This is a genomic window from Methanobrevibacter olleyae (genome assembly GCF_900114585.1).
Classification (GTDB): Archaea; Methanobacteriota; Methanobacteria; order Methanobacteriales; family Methanobacteriaceae; genus Methanobrevibacter; species Methanobrevibacter olleyae.
In genome coordinates, this window is record NZ_FOTL01000015.1 from 16,055 (window position 1) to 28,355 (window position 12,301).

General features: G+C 27.4%; 9 protein-coding genes and 1 tRNA gene. 9 read left to right on the top strand and 1 reads right to left on the bottom strand.

Annotated features, from left to right (window positions below):
- Nucleotides 1-131 precede the first annotated feature (131 nt).
- The 7 genes from BM020_RS05310 to BM020_RS05340 all read left to right on the top strand — a co-directional run bounded on the left by BM020_RS05310 (nucleotide 132) and on the right by BM020_RS05340 (nucleotide 7,616).
- Nucleotides 132-596: a hypothetical protein gene (locus BM020_RS05310; protein WP_074798500.1), complete on the top strand. Its 465-nt coding sequence runs from the start codon at nucleotides 132-134 to the stop codon at nucleotides 594-596.
- 203 nt (nucleotides 597-799) lie between these two features.
- A tRNA-Arg gene (locus tag BM020_RS05315) sits at nucleotides 800-873 on the top strand.
- A 91-nt stretch (nucleotides 874-964) separates the two neighbouring features.
- Complete coding sequence (gene truD / locus BM020_RS05320) at nucleotides 965-2,323, top strand: tRNA pseudouridine(13) synthase TruD (protein WP_067148859.1); 1,359 nt, start codon at nucleotides 965-967, stop codon at nucleotides 2,321-2,323.
- A 192-nt stretch (nucleotides 2,324-2,515) separates the two neighbouring features.
- On the top strand, nucleotides 2,516-2,905 hold the full coding sequence (locus tag BM020_RS05325; protein WP_067148862.1) for a DUF126 domain-containing protein: 390 nt from the start codon (nucleotides 2,516-2,518) through the stop codon (nucleotides 2,903-2,905).
- Between the two features lie 23 nt (nucleotides 2,906-2,928).
- Nucleotides 2,929-4,167: a metal-dependent hydrolase family protein gene (locus tag BM020_RS05330; RefSeq protein WP_067149218.1), complete on the top strand. Its 1,239-nt coding sequence runs from the start codon at nucleotides 2,929-2,931 to the stop codon at nucleotides 4,165-4,167.
- 540 nt (nucleotides 4,168-4,707) lie between these two features.
- Nucleotides 4,708-4,914: a heavy-metal-associated domain-containing protein gene (locus BM020_RS05335; protein WP_074798502.1), complete on the top strand. Its 207-nt coding sequence runs from the start codon at nucleotides 4,708-4,710 to the stop codon at nucleotides 4,912-4,914.
- Between the two features lie 218 nt (nucleotides 4,915-5,132).
- On the top strand, nucleotides 5,133-7,616 hold the full coding sequence (locus tag BM020_RS05340) for a heavy metal translocating P-type ATPase (RefSeq protein WP_074798504.1): 2,484 nt from the start codon (nucleotides 5,133-5,135) through the stop codon (nucleotides 7,614-7,616).
- A 179-nt stretch (nucleotides 7,617-7,795) separates the two neighbouring features.
- On the opposite strand, the gene BM020_RS05345 is transcribed toward BM020_RS05340, so the two are convergent.
- On the bottom strand, nucleotides 7,796-9,277 hold the full coding sequence (locus BM020_RS05345; protein ID WP_082762211.1) for a TrkH family potassium uptake protein: 1,482 nt from the start codon (nucleotides 9,275-9,277) through the stop codon (nucleotides 7,796-7,798).
- Between the two features lie 540 nt (nucleotides 9,278-9,817).
- Here BM020_RS05345 and BM020_RS05350 point away from each other — a divergent pair.
- Nucleotides 9,818-11,533, top strand: coding sequence for an anthranilate synthase component I family protein (locus BM020_RS05350; RefSeq protein ID WP_067148870.1), 1,716 nt, complete (start codon nucleotides 9,818-9,820; stop codon nucleotides 11,531-11,533).
- Nucleotides 11,514-12,137 carry an anthranilate synthase component II gene (locus BM020_RS05355; protein WP_067148873.1) on the top strand — a complete coding sequence of 208 codons (624 nt, stop codon included), beginning with the start codon at nucleotides 11,514-11,516 and terminating at the stop codon, nucleotides 12,135-12,137. The genes BM020_RS05350 and BM020_RS05355 overlap by 20 nt, the downstream gene beginning before the upstream one ends.
- The last annotated feature ends 164 nt before the right edge of the window (nucleotides 12,138-12,301 follow it).

Consider the following 12,301-nt stretch of genomic DNA (forward strand, 5'->3'; position numbering starts at 1 on the left):
TTTAATTATTATTTTTCAGTTTAATTAAATATTTCAATATTAAATCAATATTAAACTTATTTCAATGCTTTAAAAAGTTTTTTATATGATAAAATTAAATATAAATTTAAAAACATTGTTTATGTGGGCTTATGATTAATTTAATTAAAGATAATAAGGGATTTGTATCACTAATAGATGCATTACTTTCTATTTTTATCTTATTTATGGTTTTAATAGCTTTTAATATGATGAGTGATATTGAAATTCCTTCATTATCTAAGGAAAATGATGATTTTAAAACAGGTCAAGACATTATGGAAATAATATCATCTAAAGTTGATGGCAGAGATTATTCTATCTTAGAGAGAATAACTTATATTTTGTCTTCAAATAATAATTCAATAGCCTCAAAAAGAGAGGTCAAAGATTTATTAGATGATTTTTTCAGCCTTTATTTGGATGATAATGAAAATAATCATCGTTATGCTTTTGTAGAAACTAATCAATTAAATGGTGATGTTTTATCTTCAAATGGAGATTATAGTAGTGCAGATAGAGTAAATGTAGCTATTAGAAACTATGGGAATTATTCCTATAAATTATACTTATTTTGAAAATTAATTCTTTATTTAACTTAATTAAATTTTATTTAATCATCCTTTATTTCTTTATAGCTAAGATTTATATATTTGAATTAACAAATTATAATAAGTTGAAAGATTAAGGTAATCATTTTAAAGTATATTAAGGTATATTAAACTATTTAAACTATTTTAAACTATTTTAAACTATTTTAAACTATTTTTATTGTTTTTAGGCCCTGGTGGTGTAGTTTGGATAACACGTGGGACTGCGGATCCCATTCCCCGGGTTCAAATCCCGGCCAGGGCATTTTTTATAAATTTTAACTATTTTTATTATTCTATTTCTATAATTATTTTAGTTATTAGGGATTCAATAATATTTTTTTAGAGGAATAGCTATGCTTAATGCAAATACTTATGTTACAAAAGAAGAAGGTATTGGTGGAACAATAAGAAACAGATGGGAAGACTTTTATGTAGAAGAAATTCCGGAGGTGATTCCAGAGGGTGAAGGCCCAAATATTTATATATGGATTGAAAAATTAGGAAGAACCACCCTTGATGTTTTACTTGATATTGCAAGAGATTTGCACATAGATAGAAAAAGAATGGGTTTTGCAGGAATGAAGGATAAAAAAGCTATTACTCGTCAATGGATTTGTATAGCTAATATGGACTCTGATGAACAATTTAGCGAGGTTGAATCACTTGCTGGTACTATTCACAATACAGAATTTTTAAAAGTTCTAAGGGGAAGAAAAAAACTAAGGATGGGTCAACTTAAAGGTAATAAATTTAGAATACTAGTTAAAGAAATTGATGGAATGGACTCTGAAGATGAAAATATAAGAAGGGAAGCTATTGAAGATGCAGCTAAAAGAGCAGATGCTATTTTAAAAACTTTAGAAAAAACAGGTGTTCCTAATTACTTTGGCTGGCAAAGATTTGGTAAACCTCGTACAAACACTCATTTAGTTGGAGAAGCTCTTATTCAAAATGATTTAAAAGAGGCTGTAAGAAGATATATTGGAAATCCTCATGAAGGAGAAAGTGAAGATACAAGGCTTGCACGTCAAGCTTATGATGATGGAGACCTTGAAAAATCATTAGAATTAATGCATCCTGGAATGCGTTACGAAAAAATGATGCTAAATGCTTTAATAAAAGAAGAAAAAAGAGCTATTCGCAAAATAGCTGAAAAGGAAGGAATCGATATTGATGATCTAGATAAATCTAAGGTTGAATTATCAGATAAAGCTTATAAAAATGCTATTCATGCACTTCCAAAACCACTTCAAAGAATGTTTGTTCATGCTTATCAATCATATTTATTTAATGCTGCAGTAAGTGAGCGTGTAGCTATGGGTATGGATAAATATATTGAAGGAGATATTGTAATTGATAAAGAAGAACATATTGTAAGGGATAAAAGCCATGAAGAGTTTCAGGAAATGGTATCTTCCTTTGAAATAAATCAGACCTCTCCATTGTATGGTACAAAAGTTCCATTTGCAGGTGGTAAAGTAGGTAAAATGGAAGAGGAAATCTTAAATAGTTATAACTTAACTAAAGCTGATTTTGAAGTATCTAAAATGCCTCGTTTAGGAAGTCATGGTCTTAGAAGAGCTATGAGATTTCAGCTTTGGGATGCAAGTGCTAAAGCAAGTGAAGATGGTGTAATATGTGAGTTTTCCATTGATAAAGGTTCTTATGCAACTGCAGTATTAAGAGAAGTTATGAAGAAGGATGTTTACTAACTAGCTTTTAGGAGCTTCGGCTCGAAAAAGCTGGATTAAAACTTTTTCTAATGCTATGTGATGATTATTTTTTTCTTTTTTAATTTTTTTTTAAAAATTTTTATAATAGAATTTACAAACTAAATATATTTAATGATTTTTTTCATTGTTCTTTTAATTAATTTAAATTAAATTTACTTTATATGTGATTTTATGATTGAATGTAGAAATATTTCTAAAGGCAAAGCAGAAGGGGAATTAATTGTATCTAGTGAAGCTATTAGTTTTTTAGGTGGAGTAGACCCTGAAACTGGTCTAGTCATTGATTCTAATCATGAACTAAAAGGCCAATCTATTAAAGATAAAGTGCTTTTTATTCCAGGAGGAAAAGGTTCTACAGTAGGATCTTATGTAATATTCCAGATGATGAAGAACAATACTGCACCACGAGCTATTATTTGCTTAAAAGCAGAACCTATTATAGCAACAGGAGCTATAATGTCTAATATTCCAATGGTTGATTCTCCATCAACTGTTGATGAATTAGTAAATGGAAAAATGGTTGAAGTAGATAGTGATAATGGAAAGATAGTTATCTTATAAATTAGATTATGGGACTTGATTTTATGACTTCTTTATACATTAAAAATGTGAACATTATAAATCCTTTTGATGAAGAGCCTCTTGATGAGAGACATATTTTAATCAAAGATGGCAAAATAGAGTCTTTAGATAAAGAAGAATCTACATTATATGCCAATCATATTGTTATAGATGGTGAAGATAATTATCTTTTGCCGGGGTTTATAGACTCCCATGCTCATATTATGGCAAATGGATTTCATAAAGAAGATACTATGAAAAATCCACTTGCATTACACTTTTATAATGCTGTAAATAATATGAAAGCAACAATTGATGCAGGTGTTACTACAGTTAGAGATTGTGGATTGGCAGATATTGGAGTTAAAATAGCTCAAAAGGAGAAAATTTTCCCAGCTCCACGATTAAATATTTCAGTTAAACCATTAACTATCACTGGAGGACATTTTGATTTTTACTTAAATTCTGGTTTTGATATGGAGTTATCTTATCCAGGACTTCCTATTGGTACCTGTGATGGTGTAGAAGAGATTTTAAAAAAAACCCGTGAAGTTATAAGGGCCCGTGCTGATTTTATTAAAATTATGGCAAGTGGAGGTATTCTATCTCCCAATACATCTCCAGAATTTTCACAATTTAATACTAAAGAGTTAAAAACTATTGTTGATGAGGCAAAAAATTATAATTTAAAAGTTGTTGCTCACTGTCATAGTTTAGAGGCAATTGAAAAATCTGCTAAAGCAGGTATAAGATCTATTGAACATGGCACATTTATTGACAAGAAGACCTCACACCTACTTTCTAAAAAAAGGATATATCTTACTCCTACTTTAATTGTTCATCAAACTCTTATTAAAGAAGGATTTCCTGTCTGGGATAATTTTGCAGAGGACAAACTTAAAAAATTAAAGGAAGTTGTTAAAATCCAAAAAGAAAACATCGAAATTGCATATCAGGAAGGAGTTAAATTCTTAATGGGTTCTGACTGTGGGGTAATCAGTCATGGTAAAAACCTTGGTGAACTTAAACAATTGGTAGATGTTGGATTAAGCCCTCTTGAAGCTATTCAAGCAGGAACCATTGAGGGAGCTAGATTCTTTAATCAAGAAAATCAATTAGGTTCTATTGAACTAGGTAAAATAGCTGATATGGTTTTAGTTAAAGAAAATCCCATTGATAAGATTGAATCTTTAGCTGATAATGATAATATTTTAGCTGTGGTTCAAGATGGAAAATTACTTAAAAATAATCCTATTTTTTAATTTATTTTAATTTATTTTAATTTATTTTAATTCATTTTAATTTATTTTAATTTATTTTAATTCATTTTAATTCATTTTAATTCATTTTAATTTATTTTATTTAAATAATTGTTAGAATTAGTTTTTAGGTCTAGTTTATTTAGATAAGGTTTTAAAATTAGTTCATTGATTTTATAAAAATTTAAATTTTATTTAAAAAATAAATAGGTACTGAATTTTTATCCCTTTAAAATCCCATGTGTTTTGTCTAAAATACAACTAAAAAGAAGACCTAATGTGGTATTGCAGATTTCATAAGTTTTCCGTACCTACATCTTATACTATTCTTCATTATTTTTACTAAGTAATCTTTCTGAGTTCTTTTAGGCATACCAAAACTTTATATGGGATGTTAGGTATATCATTAATAAAAATATATGATAAGAAATTTATTAAAAACACTAAAGATATTAAAAATATTAAAATTTTTATAAATCTTTTTATTATATAAGAACAAATATAATACTAAATTTAAAAATTAAAAATTTTTATGGTGAAAATATGGCAGAAAAAGAATTAAATGTTGTAGGTATGCACTGTCCTTCATGTGTAATGGCTGTTGAACTTTCTATGAAAGATTTAGATGGTGTAGAAGAGGCTAAAGCTGAATTAGACACTAGCTCTGTAAAAGTGGACTATGATTCTGAAAAAGTCACTGATGCAGATTTAATTGCTGCTGTTAAAGAAGCAGGATTTGATGTGGAATAAGTAAAGTAGTTATTTTTTAGCTATTTTTTCTTATTTTTATTCATTTTTATGATTAATATTATTTCAAATTACTATTTTTTAATTTTTATTATTTCAAATTTTAAAAATTAATTAATATTTTCTAATATATAAATTAATTCGTATAATGAAGAAGTATTTTAAAAATATAAAATATTCAATTAATTAATTACTTAATTTAATGATTAAGGAGGGATTATATGGCAAAGGAAAAAGAATTAAGCATTCCTGTAGATGGCATGCATTGTTCTTCATGTTCACTTCTTGTTGAAAAATCTCTTGCTAAACTTGATGAAGTGGAATCTATCAACGTAGACTTAAACACTAATAAAGCTAATATGGTTCTCAATGATAATGTTTCTCCTGATATAATTGATGAAGCTGTGGAATCTGTAGGTTTTACAGTGCCAAAAGATGAAGTTGTTATTCAGATTGATGGTATGCACTGTGCTTCATGTGTTAATAATGTAGAAAAATTCTTACCTCGTGTTGAGGGGGTTGTAGAAGCAAATGCTAATTTATCTAATCAAAAGGTTACTATAAAATATTATAGGGATATCTTAAATCTTAAAGAGATTCAAAAAACCATTGAAATGTTAGGATTTGAATATATTGGCCTTGATGGAGAATTAGACATAATGGATGAAGAAGAAAGATATCAAAAAGATCTTCGCGGAAAATTATATAGAATTATTGTTGGTTTGGTATTTGCAGCAATATTAATGCTTATAATGCATTTTCACTATACAATTCCTCCATTAACTCTAGGTCAATTATCATTAATAATAGCTATTTTCCCATTCTATTATGTAAGTTATCCAATTTTAAAAGCAGGTTGGAATTCATTTAAACATAAGAACTTAGATATGGATGTAATGTATTCTATGGGTATTCTTGTAGCATTTGTCTCTAGTGTATTAGGTACATTTAACATTGTTTTAGATTCAAGTTTTATGTTTTATGAATCTGCAGTTATGTTGCCTTCATTTTTAACAATAGGCCGTTATCTTGAAGCAAGAGCTAAAAGAAAAACCTCTTCATCTATTAAAGAGCTTATTGGTCTTCAACCTAAAACAGCTACTCTTATAACAACAGATTCTGATGGAAATACTGTCGAAAAAGAAATTGATATAGAAGAGATTAATATTGGTGATATTTTACTTGTAAAACCTGGTGAAAAAATACCTGCAGACTCTATTGTAGTTGAAGGTGAAAGTTATGTTGATGAAGCTATGATTACTGGAGAACCAGTACCGAAACTTAAAAAAGCAGGAATTGATCTATTTTCAGGTACTATTAACCAAGATGGTGCTTTAAAGATTGAAGCACAAAAAATTGGTTCTGAAACAGTTTTATCACAAATTATTGAACTTGTAGAAAAAGCACAAGGTACTAAACCTCCTGTACAAAGATTAGCTAATAAGATTGTTAGTTGGTTTATACCTGTAATTCTTACGATAGCTATTATTGTGTTCTGCTTATGGTACTTTGTAGCAGGTGCTGGCTTATTATTTGCTCTCACTTGTCTTATTTCAGTTTTGGTAGTTGCATGTCCATGTTCACTTGGCCTAGCTACTCCAACTGCTGTAACTGTAGGTGTTGGAAGAGCAGCTGAATATGGTATTTTAATTAAAAATGGTGAAACTTTAGAAAGTTCTCAAGATGTTGATGTTGTAGTATTTGATAAAACAGGTACAATTACTGAAGGTAAACCGGAGGTAGAGGATATTGAAACCTTTGATATGGAAGAAAGTAAATTCCTTCAAATATTATCAACTGTAGAGAATAATTCAAATCACCCAATTGCTAAATCTATATTAAATAGATTTAAGTTAGATAATATTCAATTAAGAAGTGAAGGTAGGGAAGATTTATCTTTACTTGATCTTGATGACTTTGAAAATCTTACAGGTAAGGGTTTAAAAGCAAATGTAACTATTGATGGAGAAATAAAACCAGTTTTAGCAGGAAACCTTAAACTTATGGAGGCAGAAGGTGTCTTTGTAAGTGAAGAAGTTTTAAATAAGTTTGATACTTTTGTAAGCCAAGCTAAAACAACTATTGTAATGGCTGTTAATGGTGAAATTAAAGGAATCATTACTTTAATGGATAAAATTAAATCCAATTCAAAACACACTATTGATGCTTTAGATGAAATGGGCATTGAGACTTATATGCTTACAGGAGATAATGAAAAAACTGCAAGTACTGTAGCAAATTCTGTTGGTATTGATAATGTGATGGCAAATGTATTACCTAATGATAAACTTGATAAGGTTAGCCAACTTCAAAAAGAAGGTAAAAGAGTCTTATTCGTTGGAGATGGAATTAATGATGCTCCTGCACTTTCCCAAGCAGATGTTGGTGTAGCTATGGGTAATGGTACTGATATTGCTATGGAAAGTGGAGATATTGTAGTTATGGAAGGAGACCTTGAGAATGTGGTTGCCTCTATTCAATTCTCTCAAAAAGTCATGACAAGGATTAAAGAAAATCTTTTCTGGGCCTTTGCATATAATATGTTACTTGTTCCAGCAGCTGCAGGTTTACTTTTCTTATTGTTTGATATAGTTTTCCGTCCAGAATGGGCAGGACTAGCTATGGCATTAAGTTCAGTTACAGTTATTAGTTTGTCCTTACTCTTAAAACGTTACATACCACCGATTAAAAGGCAAAGCAATTAATAATTCTATTGTTTAATTGAAGTTTAATTTAATTAAAATTATAGAATTTCTTTTTATTTTTTATTTTTTATAATTTTTTTAAGCTTTGAAAATTTTTATTTTTTATAATTTTTTTTTTTTTAAGATTTGCAATTTTTTATTTTATTTTTTATAACTTTTCTAAAATTGCAATGTTTTTATCATGCTTTCTTTATTTTATTTTTTAATAGTATTTTTACTAATTCTAACTTTTGTTCAAAGGTTTCTACTCCTAGCTTAATTGCTAGTAAAACAGGAATTATTTCTAATCTTCCTATCCACATTAAAAATATTAATAATATTTTAGGAACTGTATCTAAACTTCCATTTATTATACCTGTACTTAATCCAACATTACCTATTGTAGATGTAACATCAAATAATGCATTAATTGGATTATTTGTATAATAAGTCATTATAATCCAAGATATTATTAAAAACATTAAATAAACTGAAATATATAATGTAGATTCTTTCATCTCTCTTTCATTAATTGATTTTCCAGCTATTTTAGTTTTTACAACCCTTCCTTCAGGGGATATTAAGTTTGTCACGGTAAGATGTATACTTTTTAAAAAGGTAATTATCCTAATAATTTTTACAGCACCTACTGTTGATCCTGAAGAACCTCCCATCACCATTAATACTATTATTAATATTAATGCTGTAGGTGCCCAAGAAGCTAATTCAGTTGGGCTTGCTATATTTGCTCCTGTTGTTGTTATTGCAGAAACTATATGGAATATTACATTCATTGGAGCAATATGGGTTAATAGTGCAATAAATATTCCACTAATTATAATGGCTATAATCATGAATTGGAATTGTATATCTTTTAATATAGCATTTCCCTTTGTTTTAATCATTTTGTAATGAACTGTAAAGCTTGTAGCACCTAATATCATTAAGAAGATTGTAATTAAATAAATTATATTATTGTTGTAATATCCGATATTTGCATTTTTTATTGACATTCCACCAGTAGATATTGTAGTGAATGTCAGATTTACAGAATCAAAAATTGGCAACCCTGCTAGAATATATAAAAGGATACCTATTGCAGTATAAATAATATATATTTCTATGGTTTTTTTAAGTGTATTTTTTATGTTGGGCTTTATTTTATCTTCCCTTGCCTCAGATCTATATAATTTATATGCGGAAGTTCCAGGCTTTATAACTATGCTTATAAAAATAATTACTACTCCTAATCCACCAATCCATTGTTCTAAACTTCTTAAAAATAGAATTGACATTGGCAAAGATTCCACATCATTAAAAATGGTTAATCCACTTCCTGTCCATGCAGAAACATTTTCAAAAAAAGCATCTAAAAATGATATATCCAAGATGAGTACCATTATAATCGCTGCTACAAATCCTGCCCATAGCCAAGCGATACTAGATATAATCATTCCGTGTTTAAATTTAAGCCTATCGTATTTTCTAAATTTAAAGACAAATAAAAAACCTAATCCAAATGAAACTATACATGGAATTAATCCAATAGGATAATTATATTCACTATAAATTAAATCTACAATTATAGGTATGGATAGTATGATTCCTATCCCTTCCATAATATATCCGAGATAATGTAGAATGATTTTTATATCCTGTTTTGATAAATAGTTTATCATCATATTATTGCCTTTTTTAGATAAATTAGATCATTTAGTTTTTTTAGTTAATTCAAGATGAAAATTACTTATTTTTTTAATTGATAATTAAGTAAATGTTAATTATTATTAATTAACTATATAAAAACTATTTTTTAATATTTTAAATAATATTTATACATTTATTTAATAATTATATAAATTTTTTTATTTTATTAACCTAAAATTATTGTTTTTCTTTATTTTTTATTATTTTTAAAAAACATTTTCAACACTTTTTAACTATCATGTACATTTATATACAACAAAGATTTAAATAGTACATTATACAATAAAAGTATAGTAATTAGATTAACTAACTTATTCATTTTTAATTTCAAATCTTTTATTTATTATCTAGTTTAATAAAATAGGATTATTATTTAAAAAACTCAAATCTTTTATTTATTATCTAGTTTAATAAAATAGGATTATTATTTAAAAAAATTATCTAGTTTAATAAAATAGGATTATTATTTAAAAAACTCAAATTTATCTAATTCAATTAACAAAAGGAGAAAAGATATGTTTTACCCTAAGATTGAAGATGTAAAAGAAATAGCTAAGGATAAATCTTATAAAAGGATTCCAATTAGCTTTGAAATATTTTCAGATAAAAGAACTTCAATTGAAGTTTTAAGAAGGCTTAAAATTCTAAGTAATCATTGTTATATGCTTGAAAGTGTTGAAGATTCTAAAAATTGGGGTAGATACAGCTTCTTAGGTTTTAATCCTATTCTTGAACTTACTTGCCAAGATGAAACTCTTATAATAAAGGGAAAGTCAAGTTTTAGTGATTGTGAAATTGAAGATGAGAATGAAAAATGTTTTTGTGTCAAAACTAATAATCCTGGAGAATATATTCGCCAAATTATCAATGAAAATAAATCTGTAAAATTAGATAATTTACCTCCATTTTCTGGAGGTCTTGTAGGATATTTTTCATATGATTATATTAAATATAGTGAAGCTTCTTTAGTTTTAGATGCAGAAAATCAAGATGCATTTAAAGATGTTGATTTAATGCTTTTTGATAAAGTGATTGCCTTTGATAATTTTAAACAAAAAATAGTTGTAATTGTTAATATGGAAATTAATGGTGAAAATGATAAAGACAATGTGAATAAAGAAAATTCTAAATCGATTGAAGAAAGCTATGAAGATGCCTGTAGATCAATTTCTGATATAATTGATGTTATTGAAGCAGATATTATAGATTTATTAAATGATGACTTTGCTAGCCATTTAACTAATAAAAAAACAATTGAAGCGATAGAAGAGATGAGTAAATTAAATTCACTTAAAGAATTAGATAGTTATAGAAAAGAAATTACTAAACATTTACCTATTAAGCTTAAATCCGGTTTTAGATATTTATTTTCTAAAGATGAATATTCTAAGATGGTTAAAAAGGCTAAAAATTATATTAGTGAAGGAGATATATTTCAAGTTGTTCTATCAAATAGAATTGAAGCAGATATTGAAGGAAGTCTATTGGATGTTTATAGGGTACTTAGAACTACAAATCCTTCTCCATATATGTTCTATTTCTCAAGTGATGATATAGAGATTGCAGGTGCAAGTCCTGAAACTCTTGTAAAACTTGTAGATAATAATGTTTATACATTTCCCCTTGCAGGAACTCGTCCAAGGGGAAAAACAGATGAAGAAGATAAAACTTTAGAAGAAGAGTTATTAGCTGATGATAAGGAAAGAGCAGAACATAATATGCTAGTTGATCTTGGAAGAAATGATATTGGTAAAATAAGTGAAATAGGTTCTGTAAAAGTTAATAGATATATGGATATTGTTAGATTTTCCCATGTAATGCATATAGGCTCAACTGTTGAAGCAAGTCTTAGGGAAAATTGTGACTATTTATCTACAATTGATTCAATTTTACCTGCTGGAACTTTATCTGGAGCTCCTAAGATAAGGGCATGTGAGATAATTAATGAACTTGAAGATAATAAAAGAGGAATTTATGGTGGAGCTATTGGTTATATAGATTTAACTGGTAATTTAGATACTTGCATAGCTATTAGAATAGCTTTTGCAAGGGATAATAAGGTATTTATTAGATCTGGTGCAGGTATTGTAGCAGATAGCATTCCAGAAAATGAATTTAAAGAGTGTATTAATAAGGCACAAGCAGTTATGGATGCTTTAAAAATAGCTGATGAGGGTATTGATGATTTTATTGGTAGTATGAGGGTATTTGATGATTTTATTAGTGGATAATTATGATAGTTTTGTTTATAATTTATACCAATACATTGGAGAGGCTTTAGCTAATATAAAAGGCTATGATTTAACTAGTAAAGAAGATTTAGCTAAAATTTATAATGAAATTAAAGTTATTCGTAATGATGAAATGAATATTGATGAAATAAGTGACTTAAATCCGGATTATATTATCTTATCTCCAGGTCCTGGAAAACCATCAAATGCAGGTATTTCTAAGGAGATTGTTAAAGAGTATATTGCTAAGGATATTCCTATTTTAGGAGTATGTCTTGGTCACCAAGCTATTTGTGAGGCACTTGGGTCTAATATCATACATGCTAAAGAGTTAATGCATGGTAAAACATCTATTATAAAACTTAGTGATGATTTTATTTTCAATGATTTAGATGATGAGATTCAAATAGCTCGTTATCATTCTTTAGCTGTTGAAAAGATGAGTTTATCTGATGATTTGGATATTTTAGCTAAAACAGATGATGGTGAAATAATGGCTGTAAAATATAAAAACTCTAATATTTATGGCTTTCAATTCCACCCAGAGTCTATATTAACTCCAGATGGATTAAAAATTATTGAAAACTTTTTAAACTTAAAATAGATTTCTAACTTTTTTAATTTTTATTTATACCATTTTATTATTTTATTATTTTTTTAATTTTTATTTATACCCTTTTATTATTTTATTATTTTTTTAATTTTTATTTATACCCTTTTATTATTTTATTATTTTTTTAATTTTTATTTATACTATTTTTTTATTTT